At 59.1% G+C, this 22,895-nt stretch carries 19 protein-coding genes and 1 pseudogene; 8 read left to right on the top strand and 12 right to left on the bottom strand.

Annotation, left to right across the window (positions count from 1 at the left end):
• Positions 1-110 precede the first annotated feature (110 nt).
• Positions 111-1,397: a beta-ketoacyl-ACP synthase II gene (fabF, locus tag AWM69_RS08580; RefSeq protein WP_218726265.1), complete on the top strand. Its 1,287-nt coding sequence runs from the start codon at positions 111-113 to the stop codon at positions 1,395-1,397.
• Between the two features lie 66 nt (positions 1,398-1,463).
• On the opposite strand, the gene AWM69_RS08575 is transcribed toward fabF, so the two are convergent.
• The 3 genes from AWM69_RS08575 to AWM69_RS08565 are packed head-to-tail and all read right to left on the bottom strand — an operon-like array spanning position 1,464 to position 5,599.
• Positions 1,464-3,053 (bottom strand): aldehyde dehydrogenase (NADP(+)), encoded by a 1,590-nt coding sequence (locus AWM69_RS08575; protein ID WP_218726264.1) that lies wholly within the window; start codon positions 3,051-3,053, stop codon positions 1,464-1,466.
• Positions 3,054-3,074: 21 nt separating this feature from the next.
• On the bottom strand, positions 3,075-4,412 hold the full coding sequence (locus tag AWM69_RS08570) for an MFS transporter (RefSeq protein ID WP_131653843.1): 1,338 nt from the start codon (positions 4,410-4,412) through the stop codon (positions 3,075-3,077).
• Positions 4,413-4,456: 44 nt separating this feature from the next.
• Positions 4,457-5,599 (bottom strand): iron-containing alcohol dehydrogenase, encoded by a 1,143-nt coding sequence (locus AWM69_RS08565; RefSeq protein ID WP_218726263.1) that lies wholly within the window; start codon positions 5,597-5,599, stop codon positions 4,457-4,459.
• A 154-nt stretch (positions 5,600-5,753) separates the two neighbouring features.
• On the opposite strand from AWM69_RS08565, the gene AWM69_RS08560 reads away from it, so the two are divergent.
• The 4 genes from AWM69_RS08560 to AWM69_RS08545 all read left to right on the top strand — a co-directional run bounded on the left by AWM69_RS08560 (position 5,754) and on the right by AWM69_RS08545 (position 10,967).
• Positions 5,754-6,686 carry a LysR family transcriptional regulator gene (locus tag AWM69_RS08560; RefSeq protein WP_131653841.1) on the top strand — a complete coding sequence of 311 codons (933 nt, stop codon included), beginning with the start codon at positions 5,754-5,756 and terminating at the stop codon, positions 6,684-6,686.
• A gap of 62 nt (positions 6,687-6,748) precedes the next feature.
• Positions 6,749-7,899 (top strand): IS3 family transposase gene (locus tag AWM69_RS08555; protein ID WP_218726262.1). Its coding sequence is split into 2 segments (ribosomal slippage): positions 6,749-6,992 and positions 6,992-7,899, totalling 1,152 coding nucleotides; the frame shifts between segments, so codons are not numbered across the junction.
• Positions 7,900-8,208: 309 nt separating this feature from the next.
• A complete protein-coding gene (locus tag AWM69_RS08550) occupies positions 8,209-8,682 on the top strand; it encodes a (2Fe-2S)-binding protein (protein ID WP_218726261.1) in 474 nt (157 codons plus the stop codon).
• Positions 8,679-10,967, top strand: a complete 2,289-nt coding sequence (locus tag AWM69_RS08545) for a xanthine dehydrogenase family protein molybdopterin-binding subunit (protein WP_179573124.1) — start codon at positions 8,679-8,681, stop codon at positions 10,965-10,967. The genes AWM69_RS08550 and AWM69_RS08545 overlap by 4 nt, the downstream gene beginning before the upstream one ends.
• 198 nt (positions 10,968-11,165) lie before the next feature.
• On the opposite strand, the gene AWM69_RS08540 is transcribed toward AWM69_RS08545, so the two are convergent.
• Positions 11,166-11,363, bottom strand: coding sequence for a 3'-5' exonuclease (locus AWM69_RS08540; RefSeq protein ID WP_256930246.1), 198 nt, complete (start codon positions 11,361-11,363; stop codon positions 11,166-11,168).
• On the bottom strand, positions 11,350-11,781 hold the full coding sequence (locus tag AWM69_RS08535) for a hypothetical protein (protein WP_256930245.1): 432 nt from the start codon (positions 11,779-11,781) through the stop codon (positions 11,350-11,352). Before AWM69_RS08535 ends, AWM69_RS08540 begins: the two co-directional genes overlap by 14 nt.
• Positions 11,782-12,106: 325 nt before the next feature.
• Between AWM69_RS08535 and AWM69_RS08530 the strand changes: the two genes are divergently transcribed.
• Together AWM69_RS08530 and AWM69_RS08525 are read left to right on the top strand one after the other, a co-directional pair.
• Positions 12,107-12,745: a hypothetical protein gene (locus AWM69_RS08530; protein ID WP_218726260.1), complete on the top strand. Its 639-nt coding sequence runs from the start codon at positions 12,107-12,109 to the stop codon at positions 12,743-12,745.
• Positions 12,746-12,936: 191 nt separating this feature from the next.
• Positions 12,937-13,134: pseudogene (locus AWM69_RS08525) on the top strand (transposase domain-containing protein); the annotation flags it as partial.
• On the opposite strand, the gene AWM69_RS08520 reads toward AWM69_RS08525, so the two are convergent.
• Positions 13,124-13,690, bottom strand: coding sequence for an isochorismatase family protein (locus tag AWM69_RS08520; protein WP_131653838.1), 567 nt, complete (start codon positions 13,688-13,690; stop codon positions 13,124-13,126). The pseudogene AWM69_RS08525 and the gene AWM69_RS08520 overlap by 11 nt on opposite strands.
• 90 nt (positions 13,691-13,780) lie before the next feature.
• On the opposite strand from AWM69_RS08520, the gene AWM69_RS08515 reads away from it, so the two are divergent.
• Positions 13,781-14,302 carry a MepB family protein gene (locus tag AWM69_RS08515; RefSeq protein ID WP_218726259.1) on the top strand — a complete coding sequence of 174 codons (522 nt, stop codon included), beginning with the start codon at positions 13,781-13,783 and terminating at the stop codon, positions 14,300-14,302.
• Positions 14,303-14,550: 248 nt separating this feature from the next.
• On the opposite strand, the gene AWM69_RS08510 is transcribed toward AWM69_RS08515, so the two are convergent.
• From AWM69_RS08510 to AWM69_RS08485, 6 genes are read right to left on the bottom strand one after another with little or no spacing between them, the layout of a single operon-like run.
• The gene (locus AWM69_RS08510; protein ID WP_218726258.1) at positions 14,551-15,261 is read right to left on the bottom strand and encodes an NAD(P)H-dependent oxidoreductase; all 711 of its coding nucleotides are present in this window, start codon (positions 15,259-15,261) and stop codon (positions 14,551-14,553) included.
• A gap of 60 nt (positions 15,262-15,321) precedes the next feature.
• Positions 15,322-16,737 carry an aldehyde dehydrogenase family protein gene (locus tag AWM69_RS08505; protein WP_218726257.1) on the bottom strand — a complete coding sequence of 472 codons (1,416 nt, stop codon included), beginning with the start codon at positions 16,735-16,737 and terminating at the stop codon, positions 15,322-15,324.
• Complete coding sequence (locus tag AWM69_RS08500) at positions 16,730-17,920, bottom strand: pyridoxal phosphate-dependent aminotransferase (protein WP_218726256.1); 1,191 nt, start codon at positions 17,918-17,920, stop codon at positions 16,730-16,732. The genes AWM69_RS08505 and AWM69_RS08500 overlap by 8 nt, the downstream gene beginning before the upstream one ends.
• Positions 17,921-17,944: 24 nt before the next feature.
• Complete coding sequence (locus tag AWM69_RS08495; protein WP_218726255.1) at positions 17,945-19,558, bottom strand: 5-guanidino-2-oxopentanoate decarboxylase; 1,614 nt, start codon at positions 19,556-19,558, stop codon at positions 17,945-17,947.
• 10 nt (positions 19,559-19,568) lie between these two features.
• The gene (locus AWM69_RS08490) at positions 19,569-21,668 is read right to left on the bottom strand and encodes an acetate--CoA ligase family protein (protein WP_218726254.1); all 2,100 of its coding nucleotides are present in this window, start codon (positions 21,666-21,668) and stop codon (positions 19,569-19,571) included.
• Between the two features lie 13 nt (positions 21,669-21,681).
• Positions 21,682-22,842, bottom strand: a complete 1,161-nt coding sequence (locus AWM69_RS08485) for an acyl-CoA dehydrogenase family protein (protein ID WP_218726253.1) — start codon at positions 22,840-22,842, stop codon at positions 21,682-21,684.
• Positions 22,843-22,895 lie beyond the last annotated feature (53 nt).

Genomic DNA, 22,895 nt, shown 5'->3' with positions numbered 1-22,895 from the left:
CACACGAACCTGATGGAGAGGGCGCCTGCGTCCTCTCGCCATAAAGGTATGGCCCCGGGTTTAAGTACGCTGCTTTTCAGGGGCGTCGATTGATAAATGAAGAGGTTCGAATGATTAATCTTGAAGGTCAAAAGCGAATCGTAGTGACAGGCGTCGGAATGGTCGGGCCTCTGGGATGCGGTGCAGAAGAAGTCTGGAGCAGATTGCTGTCTGGACGTTCCGGCATCCGTACCTTGCCAGGCGATATCACCCAGGACACTGGGGTTAGCGCAGGAGGTCAAGTGCCATCTCTGGAGGAGGACGCCATTGCCGGCTACGACCCGGAACGCGTCATTTCGGCCAAGGACCGCAAGAAGATGGACCGCTTCATCGAGTTCGCGCTGGTGGCCGCCCATGAAGCGCTGGAGCAGGCTGGCTGGCGGCCAATAACCGCCGCAGAGCAGGAGCGAACCGCAACGGTCATCGCCTCGGGTGTGGGTGGGTTTGGCGCAATTGCCGATGCGGTACGAACCACTGACACACGTGGCCCCCGTCGGTTGTCGCCGTTCACTGCGCCGTCTTTCCTCGCCAATATGGCGGCAGGGCACTTGTCCATCAACTACGGCTTCAAAGGCCCGCTCGGCGCACCGGTAACCGCCTGTGCCGCTGGGGTGCAGGCCATCGGTGATGCGGCGCGAATCATCCGCAGCGGCGAGGCAGACATCGCCATCTGCGGCGGGACCGAAGCGGCGATAGACCGAGTGACTCTGGGCTGCTTTGCGGCGGCCCGCGCGCTGTCGACCGGATTTGCCGAGCACCCGCAGCAAGCGTCACGCCCTTTTGATCGTGATCGCGACGGCTTTGTGATGTCCGAAGGTGCCGGGTTGCTGGTGATCGAGACACTGGAACACGCCCTCGCGCGCGGAGCCACGCCTCTGGCGGAGCTGGTCGGCTATGGCACCAGCGCCGATGCTTACCACCTGACCGCGGGGCCCGCAGACGGCAGCGGGGCACGACGCGCCATGGAAATGGCGTTGCGCCAGGCGGCTGTGAGCCCCGCCGACGTGCAGCATATCAACGCCCACGCCACCTCCACCCCGGTCGGTGACAGAGGAGAGCTGGCAGCCATTCACTCGTTGTTCGGGGCTGACTCCGGCGTAGCGATCAGCGCCACCAAATCCGCCACCGGGCATCTTCTGGGAGCCGCCGGAGGCGTCGAGGCCATCTTCACGGTACTGGCGCTTCGTGACCAGATCGCGCCCCCGACCCTGAACCTGATGAACCCCGATGAAGCGGCCAGCGGGCTTAACCTCGTTGCTCTGCAGCCACGCAACATGCCAATTGACTACGCACTTTCCAATGGCTTCGGCTTCGGTGGCGTTAACGCCAGCCTTCTATTCAGACGCTGGCATGATTAATCCCGTGTGCAGCCTTGAACACCCATGAGCCAGGACTGACGCCCTGGCTCATGGCGTGACTACCGGTTAGCCGCAGGGAGCCAAAGGTTTCCCGTCAACCTGACGCCAGAGATTCAGCGGGTTGTCTTGCTTAAGCGCAGCAGGGAGCAAGATGTCCGGGAAGTTCTGATAGCAGACCGGACGCAGGAAACGCTCAATTGCCGTCGAGCCTACCGACGTGGTGCGGCTGTCCGAGGTGGCGGGGAAGGCGCCACCATGCACCATGGTGTTGCAGACCTCTACGCCGGTCGGGAAACCGTTGATGAGAATACGCCCCGCCTTTTTCTCCATAGCCTGAACGAGCCCCTGAGCAATCTTCAGGTCCTGGTTTTCCAGATGAAGGGTCGCCGTCAGTTGCCCCTCGATGGATTGAGCAAAAGCCAGCATCTCTTCGACGTTCTGGCAACGAATGACAATAGCTGCGGGGCCGAACACCTCTTCCAGCAGACCTGCATTGGTCGCCACATTCGCGAACGCTGTCTGGTAAAGCTGGCCCTGAGCTTGGTTGATGCCGGAATCAAGCTGCCCGGATGCCACAGCCTCGATACCTGGTTCGTCCAAGATTCGGCTGATCCCCTGTGCGTAAGCTGAGTGAATGCCGGAAGTGAGCATGGTCTGGGCTGCCTTCTCAGACAGGTGAACGCCGGCCCGTGCCAGGAAGGCGTCCAGATCTGGGCCTTCCACGGCCAATACCACGCCGGGATTGGTGCAGAACTGGCCCGCCCCCATGACCAGGGCGTCCACGAAGGCTGTAGCAATGGAACCGGCTCGATTGGCCAATGCCCCGGGCAGCAGGAATACAGGATTGATGCTGCTCATTTCCGCGTAGACCGGGATCGGCTCGGGGCGCGCTGCGGCAGTACGCATCAGAGCCAGACCGCCTGCTCGCGAACCGGTAAAGCCGACCGCTTTGATGGCCGGGTGCGAAACCAGTTGCTGGCCAACGTCACTGCCGTCACCTGCCACCAGGGAGAATGTCCCTTCCGGCAGTTCAAGGCGCTTCGACGCCTCCTGAATCACCCGGCCGACCAACTCCGAGGTGCCAAGGTGAGCACGGTGGGCTTTGACCACCACGGGGCAACCGGCAGCAAGTGCAGACGCGGTGTCGCCGCCCGCCACAGAGAACGCCAGTGGGAAGTTACTTGCACCGAAGACAGCAACCGGGCCCAACGGGATTTTGCACATGCGCAGGTCAGGCCGCGGTAAAGGCTGACGCTCAGGCAGCGCCGAATCGAACGTCGCTGTTTGCCACCGGCCTTGACGAAGCACCGTGGCGAACAGCCGCAGTTGGCCAGCCGTGCGACCACGTTCACCTTCCAGTCGCGCCACCGGCAGGCCTGTCTCGAGGTGCGCACGCTCAATCAGGGTCGAGCCCAGCCCCATGATCCCGTCAGCAATAGCTTCAAGGAACCGGGCGCGGGTCTCGGGATCGGTCGCGCGGAACGGGTCGAATGCGTGCTCTGCAAGTTCGCAGGCCTGATCGACAAGATCCGCGGTCGCGCAGGTGAAAACCGGCGTGCTGATGGCCTGCTGGTCATGAGGATTCATCGCCAGAAGCTCACGCCCTTTGCCACGAACCATCTGATAGCCGATTAATTGTTCGCCAGTGAGTTGCATACATTTACTCCCTTAATCTGATTATTTGTCAGTGGAAATGGGCTGCTTCAGTAGCAGTACGTAGGCCATTGCTGCCACAGATGCCACGACGGCACTGATCAAGAATGCAGAGGCAAAGGAGCCCGTTTGCTGGATGCTGAATCCTGTAACAATGGGAGCGACCGAGCCCGCCAGGTACCCGCCGAAGTTCTGGATGGAGCCAAAGGAGGCGACACGCCGGCTGTCCACCACGGTGTTTACGATCATCCAGGCCGTAGAGCTGGCCATGTTCACGCTGAACAGCGCGCAGCACAGCAGAATCACACTCAGAACAATGCCGCTGCCAAACGAAAGCGGAACCGTGAAGGCGGCAGCCGAGAGCAGGGCGCCCACCACAACGATCTTGCGACTGCCCAGAATCGTGACGCCGTTCTTCACCAGGCGGTCGCAGATACGGCCCGCCACAATGGTGCCCAGCGCGCCGAACACGTAAGCCAGAGAAACGACCCATGCGGTCTGATAGAGCGTGAGACCATGTTCACGCTCGAAGTAACCCGGCAGCCAGGTCAGGTGCAACCACAGCATGTAGATCACGCCCATGAACCCCAGCACTGCTCCCCAGGTCGTCTTGTGGCGAAATAGCTCGGCCCAGGCGCGAAGTTGTTCCTTGATGCCTGGCCTGGCCGTAACCGCCGCCTGTGGCTGTGAGGCCAAGAGTCGAGCCCGCTCCTCGGCAGGCAGTTCAGCCAGGTAGCGCTCCTTACTTTTGTAGAAAGCGAACCAGCAGGCAGCTAGCACAATCCCGAACACGCCTGTGACGATGAACATGCCTCGCCAGCCCCAGGTGACCATCAGCAGTGTCAACAGGGGAGGCGCAATGCACGGCCCGATACAGGTCGACGACAGCACGATGCCCGTAGGTGTACCTCGCTTCTCGGCTTCGAACCACTCCGACAGCGCTTTCGCCGCCGAAGGGAACATCGGTGCCTCTCCAATACCCAGCAAAATCCTCAGGCCGATAAAGGACGAGAAGCTGTTGATCAAGCCAGACGCGGTCTGGGCCACCGACCAGCCAAGGAGCGCCGCGCCCAGGGAGATCTTGCTGCCAAGGCGGTCAATGATCACCCCCAGAGGTAACTGGGCAAGTGCGTAGGCCAGAGAAAACGCCGACAACAGGATGCCCATCTGCGTAGGTGTGATCCCCATGTCCCGCTGGATTGAAGTGTTGGCTATCGACAGCGCACTGCGGTCGACGTAGTTGATGATGCCAATCACCAGAAGCAGGCTCACGGTGATGACCTGGTACTTCTTATAAGGATTCGAACTCGCGACCGTTACAGGCTTGCGGTCTGACGCTGTTTGCGCATATTCATTATTCATGGATATTCACTTTTCTTATTGTTTTTGGAAAGCGGAGGGGGGGCCTACATTGAGGCCTCAAGAATCCACAGATAATCGTCAGCGCAAGCCTCACGCGGGTTGGTGCGATGACTGTGATCAGCCAGGGCGCCCTGGATGATTTTCGCAAACATGTCTTCGGTGACTTCCAGCTCACGCAGACCGGTCGGCAGACCCAGCGCAAGCGTCATATTGCGAATCGCCTCTTCGATTTTGCTCTCATCCGCGAGGCCAATTGCCTGAGCGATTCGAGCCATCTTGTGCTCGGCCACAACCGTCTCGGCCTTGCGGTTGAATGCGATGACAGCGGGAAGGAAGATGGCGTTGAGGGTGCCGTGGTGCAGGCGGGGATTGATGCCGCCCAAGGAATGGCTGAGGCTGTGAACGCAGCCCAAGCCTTTTTGGAATGCCAGAGCGCCCTGCAGTGAGGCACTCATCATGTTGATACGGCCTTCCAGGTTCTTCGGATCCCGGGTAGCGGTTTCGATGAAGCGCCAGGCACGCCACAGGCCATCCAGGGCAATGCCGTCAGCCGGCGGATTGAACGCCGGGGCCATGAAAGTTTCCAGGCAGTGTGCAATAGCATCCATACCGGTCGCGGCGGTCAGTGCCTGTGGCAGGCCCAGCGTCAACTCCGGATCGCAGATGGCAGATTTAGGAACGACATAGGGAGAAATCACCCCGACCTTGCGACCGTCGTCCAGGATCAGGATTGCGCCACGGCCAACCTCGCTGCCAGTCCCGGCAGTGGTAGGGACTGCAATCACAGGAGCGGTCGCTGGAGTGATGCGGGCCAGGCCGCCTTCGATGACGGCAAAGCTTTTAAGGGGGCCGTCGTGGGTGGCACAGACAGCCACGCCTTTTGCCAAGTCGATTGCGGAGCCACCGCCGATGGCGATGATTCCATCACATCGGAACTCTTTGAACATGGCCACGGCTTCGCGAACGGCCTTTTCGTTCGGGTTGGAAGGGGTGCCGTCGTAGATCGGCAGCTGGACGGTCGCATCGGGGAAGTGACTGAGAGCAACATCGATGATGCCGGCAGCGCGGACACCACGGTCAGTGACGATCAAAGGTCTGGTTATACCAACCCGATGACACTCAGCAGGCAGAAGCGAAATGGCGCCTGCATCGAATTGAATCTGGGTGATGTAATTGATCAGGGACATGGGTCTCTTTGAGCCTCCAGGCATTGTTATTATGGGCCGATTTCAGGCCTGCCTGTCGCTCCAGGCGCGACAGTGTTCCGCGCCAGTATAGGAATCAATCGTAGGGCATGGTATTGAGAACAATCCATACAGGTATAGCTTGGAGCAATATCAAATGACCCCATCGCTTAACTCGATCATGTCCAGACTCCATGCCAGACACCTGCGCCTGCTCATCGAGCTGGACGAGCATCGCTCGCTCCTCGGGGCAGCGAGCAGCGTTGGCCTCACTCAACCTGGCGCGAGCAAAGCGCTACAAGAGATCGAAACAACCTTTGCTACGGCGCTTTTCACACGAACCAACCGGGGACTGGAGCCGACGGCAGCCGGCTACTGTGCAATCCGCTACGCGAGAGTGGTTCAAACCGATATCTCAAACCTGCGGCATGACCTGGATGCGATCTTGAGAGGTGTCGGGGGGCGACTTGCGGTCGGCGCAATCATGGGCGCGGTTCCACTGCTCATGGGGGCCATCTCTCAGCTCACCGCCATCCAGCCCGAGATGTCGTTCGAAATCATCGAAGACACCAGTCAATCTCTACTGACGCAGATCGAGAGTGGTCGACTGGACATGGCCCTGTGTCGGACGTGTGTCAGCAACTCACCGCACCTGTTCTCGAGTTCGCGTGTACAGGATGAGACTCTGGCCGTCATCGGCAACATTGATCACCCGCTCAAGGATGAACAGACGCTAAGCCTTGAACAGTTGGCTGCAAGCCGATGGATTGTGTACAGGGCGAACATGCCGATGCGGGTGCAACTGGAGCGGGAATTTCACGATGCAGGCATACGCTTCCCGCTCCACCTGGTCGAGACCACTTCAATCCTGGCGACGTTGTCGCTCCTGCAAAATCAGCCCGACTTCGTGGCACTGGTGTCGATAGACGTGGCGAACCAATGCGCTCAACACCACCGAATACGGATCCTGCCCCACACAATGAAGTCGATCAGTGACCCCTACGAACTGGTGACACGCCGGGGCAGCCAGGCGACACCTGCCATGAAGCAGTTAACGCAGCTACTGCTTGGGCCAGCCGAAGTTGAATAGTGAATCGCCCCTAGTTTCGTAGACACCTCCAGGCCTCATAATACGGCCCATTAGGAGGTGCCATGAACAACCCGCGTTATCCCGAAGAATTCAAAATCGAAGCCGTCAAACAGGTGACCGAACGAGGTCTGCCAGTGGCTGAGGTAGCTGCTCGTTTGGGTATGTCGACACACAGCCTGTATGCCTGGGTGAAGCGTTACAGCAAGCCCCAAGAGCAGCGCGCGCAAGAGGACGACCAACACGCTGAGCTACGTCGTCTGCGGGCTGAACTCAAGCGCGTGACCGAAGAGCGAGACATCCTAAAAAAGGCCGCCGCGTACTTTGCCAAGGAGTGCGGCTGAAGTACGCCTTCATCAGTCAGCTATCCGCAGACTATTCGGTTCGCCGTCTGTGCCAGACCCTGAAAGTACATGCCAGCGGTTACTACGCCTGGCTGGCTGAGCCGAAGTCGGCACGAGCAAAGGATGATCAGCGGCTACTGGGTTTGATCAAGCACTCCTGGTTAGAGAGCGGTGACGTCTATGGTTACCGCAAAATCCATGACGACCTGCGTGAGCTTGGAGAACAGTGCGGCAGACATCGAGTTGCTCGACTAATGCGCCAGGAAGGGCTGCGCTCGCAGACAGGGTATCGGCGGCGGCCGGGGCGTTACGGTGGTAAGCCTCCAGTGGCGGCACCGAATCACCTGGAGCGTCGATTCAATGTCACCGAGCCCAACAAGGTCTGGGTCACGGACATCACCTACATCCGCACCTATGAGGGCTGGTTGTTTTTGGCAGTGGTGCTCGATCTGTTTTCGCGGCAGGTCATCGGCTGGTCAATGAAGCCGCAGATGACTAGCGACCTGGCGATTGATGCATTGCTGATGGCGGTTTGGCGGCGTAAGCCAAAGCAGGAGGTGATGATTCACTCAGACCAAGGGAGCCAGTTCAGCAGCGGCGACTGGCAGAGTTTCCTGAAAGCCAACAACTTGCTTGGCAGTATGAGCCGGCGCGGCAACTGCCATGACAATGCGGTAGCGGAAAGCTTTTTCCAGCTGCTGAAGCGGGAGCGGATCAGGCGAAAGATCTACAGCACCAGGCAGGATGCTCGTGCTGATGTGTTCGATTACATCGAGATGTTCTACAACCCAAAACGCCGGCACGGTTTCAACAACCAGCTATCGCCGGTAGAGTTTGAAAAGCGCTATTTCCAGAGCCTGGAGAGTGTCTAGAAAACCTGGGGCGATTCATAACTCTGGCTCGGCCCTAACCCTTTACACGAATTTCGTAATTTTTTGACCGTCAGCACCAAGCGCTTTACAGAGCTCCACTGGCTGTTCCGAAAGAAGACCAATGATGTCTCCGGTTCGGAGTGGCACGTCGGACAGGTCCGTAATGATCGCGAGCAGTGAATGCCTCTATTAGCTCAGCTAATGAATTGGGGGCGATCTTTTTCTGTAGAGTTTCTAGACTCATTCCGGTAGCCATCCCAGCGCTTGCAGCGCATCGCCCCCGCGGTTGCCCCTGACAGGAGTTCGCCCATGACAAGACTTCAAATCAACGGCCAAACCAAGGACGTTGAAGGCCCCGACGACATACCGTTGCTATGGGCGCTACGCGATGAACTTGGCATGACCGGAACCAAGTTTGGCTGCGGCATGGCCATGTGCGGTGCCTGCACCGTGCATATGGACGGTACGGCCATTCGCTCGTGCGTCACTCCAGTCTCGGCGGTAGCCGGGCGGGCAATCTCGACCATCGAGGGAATGGAGGCGGATCGCGTCGGGCAAGTCGTGCAACAGGCCTGGATCGAGAACAACGTCGCCCAGTGCGGTTACTGCCAGGCAGGGCAGATCATGACGGCGGTGAGTTTGCTCAAGAGCACGCCGAAGCCCAGCGAGCAGCAGATCGATCAGGCCATGAGCGGTAACATTTGCCGCTGTGGCACCTACCCGCGCATCCGCGCAGCAATCCAGCAGGCTGCCAACCAACTTGCGCAGGGAGGCTTGGTATGAGCATCAAATCTGGACTCTCCCGACGTGTCTTTCTGCAAGGCAGCCTGGCTGCGCTAACGCTGGCCGTGACGGCCAAGGGACTGGTCACCGCCGCCTGGGCAGATGACGGCGCCAAGAAATACGGTGCCGATAGTATGCCTGGCGGTACGGTGGACGATCCGCTGATCTTCGTTTCCATTGTTGAAGATGGCACGGTCACCATCGTCGCGCACCGTGCAGAAATGGGTACAGGCGTGCGCACCAGTCTACCGATGGTGGTGGCGGACGAGATGGAAGCGCGTTGGGAGCAGGTCAAGATCGTACAGGCTGAGGCTGACGAAACGCGCTACGGCAACCAGAACGTGGATGGCTCGCGTAGCGTGCGCCATTTCCTGATGCCCATGAGGCGTGTCGGTGCCGCAGCGCGTCAGATGCTCGAAGCGGCCGCCGCAGCGCGCTGGTCTGTGCCTGTGTCTGAGGTCAAAGCTATTCAGCACGAGGTCGTACACGAGCGTACCGGGCGGCGCCTGGGTTACGGCGAGCTGGCGGTGGATGCGGCCAAGCAACCGGTACCCAATGCCGACGCACTCAAGCTCAAGGCTCGGGAAGATTTTCGCTACATCGGCAAGGATCGCGTACGCCTGGTCGACTTAGAGGCGATTGGTAAGGGCCAGGCCACTTACGGTATGGATATGCGTCTACCAGGCATGGTCTATGCCGTAGTGGCTCGTCCGCCCGTGGTTGGCGGGAAGTTGCGCCGATACGACCCCAGTCAAGCGATGGCTGTGCCAGGCGTCATCAAAGTGGTGGAAGTGCCTGATATGAGCGGCGCACCGGGGTTCCAGCCTCTAGGCGGTGTAGCGGTCGTCGCGCGCAACACCTGGGCCGCACGCCAGGGACGCGCTGCTCTGAAAATCGAGTGGGACGACGGCGCCAACGCCAACTATGACTCCGTTGAGTACCGCCGAACGCTGGAGAGTGCAGCGCGCAAGTCCGGCAAGGTAGTGCGCGACCAGGGTGACGTTGCGCAGGCCTGGAGCAGGGCGCCTGAGGCCGAACGCCTGGTCGCGGAGTACCACGTGCCGCATCTGGCTCATGCCTCAATGGAGCCTCCGGTGGCCACCGTACAGATCCAGGGTGGCAAGGCAGAGGTCTGGACCTCTATCCAGAACCCCGTCGCGGCACGTGATGCTGTGGCGGCGCGGTTGAAGCTAAAGCCCGAGAACGTCAAGGTCAATGTGCTGCTTCTAGGCGGCGGTTTCGGTCGCAAGTCCAAGCCCGACTTCGTAGATGAAGCTGCCATCGTCGCCCAGGCTATGCCTGAAGGGACGCCGGTCAAATTGGTATGGACCCGCGAAGACGACATCCAGCACGACTACCTTCACACCGTTTCGGTTGAACGGCTAGAGGCGGTCGTCGACAGCCAGGGCCAGGTCCGCTCGTGGCTGCACCGCAGCGCGGCGCCCACCATCGCCTCGCTTTTCACCGAAGGCGCCATGGGCGAGCAGATCTTCGAGTCGGCGATGTCGGCGATCAACATGCCTTACCGCATTCCGAACGTGCGAGTGGAAACCGCCGAGGTGCCCGCACATGCCCGCATCGGCTGGTTCCGCTCGGTGGCCAACATCCCGCATGCCTTTGCGGCGCAGTGCTTCATCGCCGAACTGGCTCATCGCGCAGACAAGGATCATCGACAGTTCGCTCTCGACCTGATCGGCCCAGCGCGCCAGATCGATCCGGGCACGATGGCCGATACCTGGAACTACAGCGAGTCGCCCGAGCGTTACCCTTACGATACCGGTCGCCTGCGTGGCGTGATCAACGCTGCGTGCGAGGGAGCAGGGTGGGGGCGCGAACTGTCAGCGGGACATGGTCTCGGGCTGGCATTCTGCTATAGCTTCCTCAGCTACACGGCCGCTGTGGTCGAGGTGGCAGTGGACGACAAGGGTGCAGTGCGCGTGCTGAGTGTGGACATGGCGATTGACTGCGGTCCGCAGATCAATCCAGAGCGTATCCGCGCACAACTCGAAGGGGGCGCAATCATGGGCCTGAGCCTGGCACTGAGCAGCGAGATTACGTTCGCCAAGGGCCGAGTGGTTCAGAGCAACTTCCATGACTATGAAGTATTGCGCCATAACGCGTCGCCGCGGGTTATCCGTACCCATCTGGTTAATGACGACCACAATCTGCCTCCCGGTGGTGTCGGTGAACCGCCGGTACCACCGGTTGCGCCTGCACTGTGCAATGCGATCTTTGCTGCTACCGGCAAACGTGTGCGTAGTCTGCCGATTCGAACAGTGGCGTAAGTTAAGGTGCCTAGCTGACCGCCAAGGTCAGCCTGGCACCAACCAAACTATGTGCTTTGCAATAGGCTGTGTCCCCAACTTGTGCGCTACATAGCTGCTCGCACTCATCACCCAAATGCATTGCCGCTGACTACTGATTAGATTCGAGTTGACCGATGCCGAGCGAAGCGGTGTGGTGTAAGCAGGGGAGGTCTTGATTCACAGGAAAGGGCAGGGATCGCGCTTCGGAGTCACAATGGTGGTCCGACGTATCGCCCGAGTCACACCCACCCGCAGTACTAAAAGATCCTGGGCGCAGATTCTTGGATCCTGCGGGGCTTTGGCAATGCGCTGGTAAAGGCCGTCGTAGATGATGACCTCGTCGAACTCCTTCCCTTTGGACTTATGTATCGTCATTAGGTGATCGTGTGACACACCAGGACAGGTACTGCTTCAGCAAACGCAGGTACTGGTCACGGGTACGCGGATCGATCTGCGGAAAAGGTTCCGTTCCAGAAGTGCCGATTCGGCCGACCAAGTTGTCGGCTTGTCGGCCGCTTTGGAGCCAGATGGCGTAACCGTCCAGTAACGCCAGAACCGCCTCAAAGTGGCAAGCCAAGATGGCGTCATCAATATTAACTTCTCGACTTTTGGCATAGCTATAGAAAGCCTGGATCGCGCGCAGATGCGCAGCTGTAGTGTTGTAAGCGCGGTACCGTAGCTTGAGTTGAACGTAGATGAACGGGACAAGTATGGGCAACGGCGTCGCATCTCCAGTCTGCACGAGCAGCGGTACACGCTGACCTGAAGAGAAACGGCATTGAATCAGCTTCATCGGCAGCCACCTCATTCAATGACTCGCCATGAACACGAAGTACATGGCCCGTTGAGAGAGTGGACGCCAGAAGCGGGTTTGTCGAATCAGTGTTTTACGAGCCTCATGAACACTCTTAACATAGCACCTCGTTTAACATAATATACATTATGCGAACCTTCGTATCGGGGTGTCAGGGTCAGTGGAAGTCAGATTTGCCGCAGCGCCTCTCAAAAATCAGTCCTGCTTACAGTTGCATTGCTCATAGCTGATCGCATCTAATTCGTCCCCGTCATTTGATGACAACTAAGTCAGATGGCTCGTATTAAGCAATCAAGGACGCAACATGAAAAACAGGAAAACTGTATCCCTGGCAATTCTGCTCGCAGCATTGGCCGGTTGTTCTGATCCAAAGAAAGCCAACGAAGAAAACTTCGAAAAAGCTGCTCAAGCTTATTTAGACACTCAATACCCTCGGTGCCTCGTCGTAACTGAACTCCCGACTGAAACCAAAGATTTTGATATGACTGGCAACAGTAAGGCCCTGCATGCTCTGGCCCAGGTCGGCATCATCAAAGAAGTAGAATTGTCCCGCAAAGAAATTCCAAAGAGCTACTGGCAAGAACAACGAACCGACATTCGTTACTCGTTCGATCTAACTGATGAAGGTCGTAAGTTCTACAAGACCGACGCGCAAAAACGCATGAACGGAACCACTGTAGGTGGCATCTGTGTAGGCAAAGCTCAGGTTGTTAGCATTGACCAATTCAGCGAGCCTGGCGACATGATGGGTCAGAAAATCTCTCGAGTAACTTACTCCTATAAGGTCAATGACCTACCGGATTGGGCTCGTAACGAGGAAGTCGTAGCTACCATTAATGGTCTAGCCCCAATGATTGCGAGCGAAAAGGCTCCCATCAAAGAAACGCGAGCCATGGTTTTAACCAACAACGGTTGGGTTCATGAGCGTCTTTTTGGTAAATAAATAGTGGTCTGACACTTAAACACAAAAATTAGATTTTGACCGTTAGCTCTCAAATTTGAACGCTAACGGTCAAATTTGAGCTACCCCTGGCTCATCTGAAAGCTATTTAAATGCTACAGCCCAATGAAAACGTGGATTGTAACCGATTACACGTGCTTTCAAGTGCGCGAAACTGGGTGAGTAAGAGCCCAATCTGGCTCTTCGCAGGGTCGTTGCGAAGCAGCAAACGAGCGGCGGCGATCATGAGTTTGATCCAGTCTGCACGGTTGAATGGGCATGATCCGTATGCCTATCTCAAGGACATGCTGACCCGACTGCCAACTCCGCAGGCAAGTGAAATAGCTCAACTGCTACCGCATCAGTGGGTACCACATAACTTCACAAGGTGAACTGTGCGACCACTTCGTCCGATGACATGACATCGGCATACTCATCACCGAGTATAGCTAAGGTTAATTCATGGACGGTTGTGGCGTCCCACGACTTTCCATGTGCTCCGATGACAGGCACGGCTGTCGTGGCATCTGAGGGAAGGATGATGCTGTATCCGAGTGCTTTTCCCGCACGGACTGTGGCATCCATGCTGTTGTGAATGACAACCCCCGTCAGTACCAAACGCTTTACCTGCATACTTTTAAGAGTTGCGTCCAATTCAGTGCCAATGAAGGCGCAGTTTTCCTGTTTGGTGATGACGGTTTCTCCCTTTATCGGGGCAACGTCTTTTTTTATGCCATTCCATGGGCCATGGACGTAATAGCTGGATGTAGGAGTCTGCTCATCGTGCTTCACGTGAAGAACCGGCCAACCGTTTGATCGCCAGTGCTTGAGAAGGCGTTGGATCACGGGCAAATACTCAGGATTATTTTTGCCATCCCAGTTCGGGCGATCAATGGCATCCTGAACGTCTAGGATAACAAGGGGAATAGGGCCAGATTTATCCTTCATGTAATCTCATCTCCTTTAAGTTTTGATGCAATGCTGATGGCGACTCATTACACTCGCAGCGCTTGCCTCTGATCAAGGATCGATCTTCAGATGTCCATATCTATTTTGCCTCGCGCTTTACTCACTGCGGTTGATGCGATTTATTTGCCTGCCGGTTTGAAATGCCCGAGCGATATTTCGCCACACGCTGAGGCTCGTGAATACGGAGGCTGCCAATTCAATCTGGCGGGCCGTCGAGTACTGTTCCGTGTTGCCAAAACGACGCCGACCAAGGTTGGACAGTTCGTTACATTATGGAAACGCCCCTGTATCGACAGTGTTATTGCACCACTGGATCACGCAGATGGCATCGACTTTGTGGTGGTCAATGTGGCCAGCGCCTCGCAGAGTGGCCAGTTTGTTTTTGACCGTGATGCACTGTTGGCCCACGGCGTGACGTCCATAAACGGTGTCGGCGGTAAGCGTGCCATGCGTGTTTACCCTCCGTGGAGCCAGCCGGCATCCAGGCAAGCGTTACAGACTCAACGCTGGCAAATGGCGTATTTTCTGGCGATTGAGCCCTTTGACGAGGCCTCAGTACTGCGCGCCAAGGTGTTATTCAAGTGCGGGTGACACTACTCGGCTGACAGGCTAACAAAGTGATTCATAGCCTTAAGTTATAACTCAACTAAATGTCTGTTTAGTTGAGTTATAACAAAACAGATCCCCAGTGAGGTTCGGCCACGCCGTTTCGACGCTGATACATCTCCCATCCCCACCGTTCTGCACCCTGCCCTCAGCCCGGTATAAATCGCCCGCCGGGTTGCCGTGACCGACACGGCTGCTGGTTGCACAGCCGTTTTTTCGGCTCGTTCACCGGCTCAGCGATTCCCGGCCAACGGATAAAGCGCTTCATCGAACTGCGACAGGCAAGGAAACACTATGGGCAGATCGTCGGCGATATGAACGAGACGCTGCTGGTAACTACGCAGAAAATCCGCACGGGCCTCGTCAGTGATGTATGGCACATGCCAGGCCACAAACGGTTCCAGCACTTCGCAGCCGACGTAAGCCAGAGTGCCACGCAGAATCGGCCGTAGCATGTCTTGCAGCGGGCCGTGAATGGCGCCTTCACCGAACATGTGCTCGCGCCCGCCCAGGGTCACCGTCACCAACGCCTTCTTGCCGCTGAGTCCGCCCTGGTCGTAGAAGCGTTTGCCGCCGTAACAAATGCCGGATACCAATACCCGGTCAATCCAGCCTTTGAGTATCGCCGGTGCCGAGAACCAGAAAATCGGAAAATTCAGGATCAGCAAATCGGCCCACAGCAGCTTGTCCAGTTCTTGCTGGATATCCGCTGCCAGTGCTTGTTTTTTGACCCCCAGGCGCTGCTCCAGCGCATAAACCAGGTAGTCCGGGTTTTCACGCGCTGAGAAATCATTGGCACTGGCTACCGGGTTCCAGTTCATGGCATACAAATCACTGACCTGTACTTCATGCCCTTGGGCTTTGAGGGTTTCGACCGCTTGGTCGCGCAAGGCTGCGGTGAAGGAGTTGGGTTCGGGATGCGCGTGGACGATCAATACTTTCATGGTAATTCCCTGGATGCTTTCAAGTGTTTGAGGCGAAGAACGGGCGGTGTCAGGTCAGGATCACAGTTGCAACGCTTTCACTTCGACGAATTCGGCCAGCCCTTCCTCGCCCCACTCGCGGCCATTGCCGGACTGTTTGTAGCCGCCAAACGGAGCCTGATAGTTGAACGCCCCGCCGTTGATAAAGCACTGGCCGGCACGGAGCTGCCGACCCAGGTCGACAGCCCGCTCTCGGCTACCGGCCCATACGCCACTGGAGAGGCCGAACGGTGAGTCGTTGGCGATGTGTATGGCCTCGGCCTCGTGGGTATAGGGGATCAGGCACAACACCGGCCCGAAGATTTCCTCTTGAGCGATACGCATCCGGTTGTCGACATCGGCAAACAGCGTTGGCTTGACGTAGAAACCGCGCTCAAACTCCTCTGCCGTACCGCCGCCACATAACAGGCGAGCGCCCTCCTCCTGGCCGACGTTTATGTAGTCACGTACGGTACGCCGCTGCGCGGCCGAACACATCGGCCCCAGGAAACTCTGCGGGTCGAGCGGATCGCCCATGCGCAGGCTTTGAGTCTCGGCCACGGCCAATTCCAGTGCTTCGGCATAGCGGTTGGCAGGCAATAGCATGCGCGTCAGCGCCGTGCAGGTCTGCCCGGAGTTGATCATCACGTCTTGCACGCCATAGCGTACGGCTGCTGCCAGGTCGGCATCCTCACCGATCAGCAACGGGGATTTGCCACCCAGTTCAAGACAGACCCGTTTGACCGAAGGCGCTGCGGCTTGCGCCACACGAATGCCCGCACCGGTAGACCCCGTGAACGAGACCATGTCCACGTCATGGTGCCTGGCCAGTGCCTCACCGACCTTCGAGCCCGGCCCGCTGACCAGGTTGAAGACCCCGGCAGGCAAGCCGATGGCGTCGATCATTTCAGCCAGCAAGAACGCGTGAAGCGGGGTTTCCTGACTCGGTTTGACCACGACGGTGCAACCTGCGGCCAGTGCCGGGGCCAATTTGCCTATCAACTGATGCAACGGGTAATTCCAGGGATTAATGAACGCACACACGCCAACCGGTTCACGGATCACTAATGAACTGCCGACCTCGCGCACTTCATCCATAAGCCCGGCGATTTCGATGTACTGCTCAAGCCCGGTAATCGGCCCTTCGACTTGTACCGAGCGGCACCATTGCACCGGCATGCCCAGTTCGGCCGTGATGACTCCCGCCATCTCGTCTGCTCTTGCACGCAACTGTCCTGCCAAAGCCTGGATATAACCTGCGCGTTCGGCGGATGACGTTCGCGACCACGGGCCAAAGGCCTGTCGCGCGGCGGCCACGGCCCGGTCGACATCACGTTCGTCGCCCATGGGCACGCGCCCTGCGACCTGCTCCGTTGCCGGGTTGATCACCTCAGCCATGCCCTGGCCTGAAGGTGTCTGCCACAGACCGTTGATGAATAGAGCCGTGTAGTTACGCATCGACCCGTTCCTCCATCAGCTCATGGGCACACCGGGCGATACGTTGGCAGGCATCACGCAACTGCGCCGCACCCAGCACCAGGCCCAGACGAATATGCCCGGCCGCGCTCGGGCCAAATGCTTCACCGGCCAGAACGGAAACACCATGCCTGTCCAGCAAACGGTCTGCGAAGGCCTGGGCGCTAAGCCCGGTTTCACGGATATCAACCATCACGAACATGCCGCCATCCGGTCTCAAGGCACGCAGCCCCGGGCACGCAGACAGGCTTTCGCACACCAGATCCCTGCGCTGGCGATAGGCCTGACGCATGGCTTCAAGCTCCGGCAGCTCCGCTTCCAGGGCGACCACTGCCGCGTCCTGAATGAAATCCGGAGAGCCATAAAGCATGCACAACGCGAGGTTTTCCAAATGCCCGGCGAGTGCCTGCGGTGCAACCACCCAGCCAACACGCCAGCCCGTCATGGCGTGAGATTTCGAGAGGCTGTTCAGGGTCGCCGTGCGCTGCGCCATGCCAGGCAAACTGGCCGGGCTGATGTGCTCGCCCTCGAACAGCAATTCGCTGTAGACCTCATCGGAGATCAGCCATAGATCATGGGCAATGCACAGCTCGGCCAACGCCTCCCAGGTGGAACGGGACAAACTGGCACCGGAGGGGTTATGCGGGCTGTTAAGTGCCAGCGCCCGGGTGCGCGGTGTAATGCGCGCAGCGACGTCTTCGGGCAATACCCTAAAGCCATTTTCGGAGCGCACCGGCACCGGAATGACCACCGCACCACAGGCCCCGAAGACAGCTTCATAGGTGACGTACATCGGCTCGGCGACAATCACTTCATCACCCGGGTTGAGCACGCACTGCACAACGCTGAACAACGCACATTGCGCACCGGACAGCACCACGACGTGATCGGCATTGACCTGTTGGCCGCTGCGCTGCTGATGACGCCTGGCAATGCTTTCACGCAAGGCACGCTTGCCGCGGACTTCGGCGTAATGGGTATTGCCTGTGAGCAGGCTGTCGATTGCCGCTTGCACGATGGGGGCCGGGGTATCGAAATCCGGGTCGCCTACCGAAAGCAGCAGAATATCGTGGCCCTGTTCCTGAAGTGCGATGGCGCGGTAGTGAATGTCCCAGGCTGCCGCGCCGTCACCGGCGATACGTTGAGTCAGATCGGAAAAACGCATGATGGTTAGTTCCTTATAGTGGGGTTAACCGACCAGCGCGCACGCGTGCTTGAGTTCGATCAGGGTGACGCCGTTTCGGCTAAATCCTGCACGCAGGTCCATTTGCAATTCATTCAGGTTCTGCGGCTGGGTCACGCTGCAACCAAAGGCACGGGCCAGTGCAGCGAAGTCGGGATTGCGCGGCAGTACACCAATCGGCTCGATATCCAGGCCGATCATGTCATCACGGATCTGCCCCAACGCGTCGTTGTTCCAGAGCAGGATCACCAAAGGGCTGTCCAGCTCCTCTACCGCGGTTGCCAGCTCTTGTGCGGTGTAGAGAAAACCGCCGTCGCCGACCAGCACCAGCCCGGGCCGGTCCGGCGCAGCGAATTTGCCACCGATACCCGCCGGCAGACCGTAGCCCAGGGTGCCGTAGCCTGTCGGATGCAACCAGCTGCGCGGCGCATGACTGTTGAACGCGTAGTTACCGGTGTAGGCCAGCTGAGTCATGTCGCTGCTGACAAAGGCGTTGGCCGGCAGCTCTGCTGAAACCCGGTCGAGAATCGCCTGGTGAATCGACTGCAAAGCGCCATGCCCGGCCTTGACGGCCTGACGCAACGTACTGACGGTTTGAATGGCCGCGCTGGCATCACGGGCCGCCTCGGGCAGGCGCGCCAACAACGCAGCCACGGTCTGCTGGGCATCGCCCTGCAACGCCACGGCACAGGGGTAGAAGTCATTGAACTTGCGCGGATCGATATCCACCCGCAGCAGTTCGGCATTCAGTGGCAGGCGCTCACGCCAATAATCGGTATCTGCCATCTCCGTGCCTACGGCCAGTACCACATCCGCTTCGGCAATCAGCTGCCAACCGGGCTCGATACACAACGTTGCGCCCGCATTCAATGGCGCGTTCGGCGGCAACAGTCCCTTGCCGGCGACGCTACTGAAAAACGGTGCGGCCAGGCGCGTGCTCAGGGCTTGCAGCGCTTGCGCCGCGTGCAAGGCGCCACCGCCGGCAATGATCATCGGTCGTCGTGCAGCCTTCAGTTTCGCCACGGCCTGATCCAGCACCTCGCTCGACGGGACACCGCGTCCGGGGCGCCGCACCACCTCATGACTCCAGTCGCGGGCCACTGGCGCAGCCAGCACATCCAGCGGCAGCGAAATATGCACCGGCCGCGGCCGCTCACTGTCGAACACCGCGTAAGCCCGGGCAATCAGCTGCGGGATGTCCTCGGCAGTCAATGCCACCGCCGAAAACGCGGTGATGGGTGCGGTCATGGCACGTTGATCCTGGGTCTCGTGCAAGCACCCCCACCCTTTGCCAAGACTCGCCGTGTGGTTAACGCTGGAAATCACCAGCATCGGAATCGAGTCGGCGTACGCCTGGCCGATAGCCGTAGCCGCGTTGGTCACGCCGGGGCCGGTAATGATGAAGCACACGCCCGGTTTGCCACTGACCCGCGCATAGCCGTCCGCCATGAACCCGGCGCCCTGCTCGTGCCGGGTCAGGACATGGCGAATGCCGCTGCCAGGCAAGCCGCGATACAACTCCAGGGTATGCACCCCGGGAATGCCGAACACAGTGTCGACGCCGTAGTTCGCCAATAGACGCACCAACGCCTGGCCACCGGTCAAGGTTTTGCTTTGCATGCTCATGTCCTCAGGCGTGGTCGAGGCGAATTAACGCATCGACCGCAGTCGTGCCTTGGGCACCGACCAATAATGGGTTTACATCCAGTTCGAGCAAGTGCCCGGCGTTTTCGCAGGCGTAGTCCGCCACCGCCCGGATGGCGGCGACCAGCGCGTCCATGTCCGCGGCTTCGCGGCCGCGAAAACCTTGCAGCAACGGGGCACTGCGCAGGCTTAGCACTGCGCCGCGAATGGCGTTATCGGTGGTCGGCAGCAACAGGCTGCGGCTGTCCTTGAGCAATTCAACCAGAATCCCGCCAGCGCCAATGACCAGCGCCAGGCCAAAGCCGGTTTCACGCTTGACCCCTACAATTAGCTCCGCCAGAGGTGGCGACGCCATGCTTTCCAGCAGCACCTGGTCGAACGGCACCCCTGGCGCGTAGTCGGCAATCCGCCCGCGCATTTGTTCCAGGGCGGCACTCAAGGCCTGGGCATCTCGCAGATTCAATGCCACCGCACCGGCTTCGGTTTTGTGCGGCAATCGGGCGCTGACCGCCTTGAGCACCAAGGGATAACCCAGCGTGTTCGCCGCATCCAGAGCCTCGCCGGGGGTCGTCAATACCCCTCGCGGGGTCGGCAAGCCAAAGGCTTGCAGGGCCTGCTTTGACTGCCACTCATCCAGCAACTGCCCGTTGCCTTCCAGCGCGTGTGGCGCAATTGGCAGCAACCCAGACTCACCGAGTGCCAGCAAGGCCTGGCGCCGTTGCTGATAACCGGCAATGGCGCCCCACGCGGCAAATCCATCCTCAACCCCTTGCAGCGCCGCTACGCCGTGGGCATGCAGGCGCTCACGGGCACTGGCCGGCAGTAATTCAGGGAAGGCCGAGGAGACAAAACCGGTCTTGCCATGACGGCTCAGCGCCGAGCAGTACAGCTCCAGCAGCAGGTCACATTCCTTGCGTTCGCCGGTCGCCTCAGAGGGGTAATCCAGTACCAGCACCGCGGCGTCTGCTTCGGTGCGCAGGGCACTGTCGAGCATCTGTTCCAGAGCGTTGCGTTCCCCCCAAATCGCTGTGGTGAAGTCCAGAGGATTGACCAGGTTGGCGTAACTCGGCAGGACTTTATCCAGTTCGAGGCGCTGCCCTTCGTCCAGGGGTGGCAGGCTCAAATCATTGCGTTCGGCGTAGTCGGCAATCAACCCGGCATCGCCACCCGAGCACGCCAGGGCGATCAGGCTCTTGCCCGCCGGCAAGTTGCCGCAGGCGGCGGCTTTGAGTGTTTCAACAAAACTCACCGGACCACTGACCCGAATGACCCCGAGACGGTCGAACAAACTGTCGTACAGCGCATCGGAGCCGGCCAGCGAACTGGTGTGGCTCAGCGCCAGTTCTGCACCGATTTGCGACACCCCGGTTTTCAGGGCAATGATCGGAATCCCTTTCTCCAGCGCCTTGTGCGCAGCGCGGGCGAATCCCGGAACGTTCTTCAGCCCTTCAAGGTGCAAACCGATGGCCGTGACACGCGGCTCATCGAGCAGCACATCCATCAATTCGGCGATGCCCAGTTGCGCCTGATTGCCGACTGAAACCATGTAGGCCACAGGCAGCGAGCGATCACTCATGGACAGGTTATAGGCGAAGTTACCGCTCTGGGTCAGCACTGCCACGCCCTTCTCCACCGTCTTGCCGCCGTGGGCGACCGGCCATAATGCGCAGCTGTGCAGGTAGTCGAGCACGCCGTAACAGTTGGGGCCGAGCAAGGCCATGTCACCGGCGGCCTGAAGCAACCGGTCTTGCAAGGCCTGGCCTTGCGGTCCGATCTCGGCAAAACCGGAGGCATAGCAGATCGCGCCGCCTGCGCCTTTGGCTGCCAGCTCGGCGACGCAGATCAAGGTCAGATCACGATTGGTGGCAATGAATACCGCGTCCGGCCCACATGGCAGCTCTGCGACGCTGCGCACACATGGCACACCTTCGAGGCTGTCATGCTGCGGATTGACCAGCCACATCTGCCCCTGGTAGCCGCCCTCTGCGCAACGCTTAAGCGCGCGCGCCATGCTGCGCCCGCCGATAAACGCCACATGGCGCGGTGCGAGCAGACGCTTGAAGTTGTCACGAATGTGTTGAGACATGTGCCTTCTCCGGTCAGCGCAGCAGCGGCCGCAGCAACTCGCGTGAAATGATGTGCCGCTGGATTTCGGAGGTTCCCTCCCAGATCCGCTCGATCCGGGCATTGCGCCAAATGCGCTCCACCGGGCCTTCGTCCATCAAGCCCATGCCCCCAAAAATCTGCACCGCCTCATCCGCCACACGCCCCAGCACTTCACTGGCGAACAACTTGGCCATGCCGGCTTCGCCGTCAGTCATGCTGCCTTGATCCATTTTCCAGGCGGTGTGCAGGGTCATCAGTTCCGCCGCCCGGATTTGCGTGGCCATGTCCGCCAGCTTGAACGACACCCCCTGGAAGGTCCCGATGGGTTGACCGAACTGCTTGCGATCTGCCGCCCATTGCAGCGAAACGTCCAGCGCCCGCTGGGCCTGACCCACGCAGTTGGCAGCCACCATCACCCGCCCGGCCGTTAACCAGGCATTCGCCACGTCCCAGCCCTTGCCGACTTCACCGAGCACTTTGGAGGCCGGCACACGGCAATCGTCGAAGAACATTTCGTAAGTGTGATAGCCGCGGTTGCTGACGCATTTCGGGCCACGGCGGATGGTCATGCCCGGCGTGTCGCGGTCGACCAGAAATGAGGTCACGGCATTACGCGTGCGGCCGTTGTGCTCGTAGGTATCGGTCACCGCGAACACAATGGCGAAGTCAGCGTGCCCGGCATGGCTGATAAAGTGCTTGCTGCCGTTGATCACAAAGTCATCGCCCTCTCGTACCGCTCGGGTTTTGATCGCATTGGCATCAGACCCGGCGCCGGGCTCGGTGAGTGCGAAGCAGTCGGTTTTTTCACCCTGAATGCACGGCAGCAGGTAGTCCTGGATCTGCTGGCCGGTGCAGGCCATGAGAATCTTCGACGGACGTGCGACAAACACATGCAAAGCCCATGAAACTTTGGACAGTTCGCGTTCGATCAGCGCCTGGGACAGGTAGTCGAGCCCGCCGCCGCCCACTTCTTCCGGCATGTTGAAGGCATAGAAGCCTGCTGCCAGGGCCTTGCCGCGAATCTGTGCCGCGAGTTCAGGGCAGACCTCATCGGCGCGATCAACCGCTTCTTCATGTGGCAGCAGTTCTTTGGCAACAAAACTGCGTACGGCATCCACCAACATTTCTTGTTCTTGGGTCAGCTGGAAATTCATTGCGCTACCTGCTCTTCGATAACCGAGTGTTCTGGGGCTGTTGTGTCGTGGGT

It is taken from the genome of Pseudomonas sp. D1HM, from assembly GCF_019266105.1.
GTDB lineage: Bacteria > Pseudomonadota > Gammaproteobacteria > Pseudomonadales > Pseudomonadaceae > Aquipseudomonas > Aquipseudomonas taetrolens.
This window is presented reverse-complemented; position numbering and strand designations above follow the sequence as displayed.

Coding starts and splice junctions, on each gene's coding strand:
- fabF (WP_218726265.1), top strand. CDS start 111: ATGATTAATCTTGAAGGTCAAAAGCGAATCGTAGTGACAGGCGTCGGA.
- AWM69_RS08575 (WP_218726264.1), bottom strand. CDS start 3,053: ATGCAACTCACTGGCGAACAATTAATCGGCTATCAGATGGTTCGTGGC.
- AWM69_RS08570 (WP_131653843.1), bottom strand. CDS start 4,412: ATGAATAATGAATATGCGCAAACAGCGTCAGACCGCAAGCCTGTAACG.
- AWM69_RS08565 (WP_218726263.1), bottom strand. CDS start 5,599: ATGTCCCTGATCAATTACATCACCCAGATTCAATTCGATGCAGGCGCC.
- AWM69_RS08560 (WP_131653841.1), top strand. CDS start 5,754: ATGACCCCATCGCTTAACTCGATCATGTCCAGACTCCATGCCAGACAC.
- AWM69_RS08550 (WP_218726261.1), top strand. CDS start 8,209: ATGACAAGACTTCAAATCAACGGCCAAACCAAGGACGTTGAAGGCCCC.
- AWM69_RS08545 (WP_179573124.1), top strand. CDS start 8,679: ATGAGCATCAAATCTGGACTCTCCCGACGTGTCTTTCTGCAAGGCAGC.
- AWM69_RS08540 (WP_256930246.1), bottom strand. CDS start 11,363: ATGACGATACATAAGTCCAAAGGGAAGGAGTTCGACGAGGTCATCATC.
- AWM69_RS08535 (WP_256930245.1), bottom strand. CDS start 11,781: ATGAAGCTGATTCAATGCCGTTTCTCTTCAGGTCAGCGTGTACCGCTG.
- AWM69_RS08530 (WP_218726260.1), top strand. CDS start 12,107: ATGAAAAACAGGAAAACTGTATCCCTGGCAATTCTGCTCGCAGCATTG.
- AWM69_RS08520 (WP_131653838.1), bottom strand. CDS start 13,690: ATGAAGGATAAATCTGGCCCTATTCCCCTTGTTATCCTAGACGTTCAG.
- AWM69_RS08515 (WP_218726259.1), top strand. CDS start 13,781: ATGTCCATATCTATTTTGCCTCGCGCTTTACTCACTGCGGTTGATGCG.
- AWM69_RS08510 (WP_218726258.1), bottom strand. CDS start 15,261: ATGAAAGTATTGATCGTCCACGCGCATCCCGAACCCAACTCCTTCACC.
- AWM69_RS08505 (WP_218726257.1), bottom strand. CDS start 16,737: ATGCGTAACTACACGGCTCTATTCATCAACGGTCTGTGGCAGACACCT.
- AWM69_RS08500 (WP_218726256.1), bottom strand. CDS start 17,920: ATGCGTTTTTCCGATCTGACTCAACGTATCGCCGGTGACGGCGCGGCA.
- AWM69_RS08495 (WP_218726255.1), bottom strand. CDS start 19,558: ATGCAAAGCAAAACCTTGACCGGTGGCCAGGCGTTGGTGCGTCTATTG.
- AWM69_RS08490 (WP_218726254.1), bottom strand. CDS start 21,668: ATGTCTCAACACATTCGTGACAACTTCAAGCGTCTGCTCGCACCGCGC.
- AWM69_RS08485 (WP_218726253.1), bottom strand. CDS start 22,842: ATGAATTTCCAGCTGACCCAAGAACAAGAAATGTTGGTGGATGCCGTA.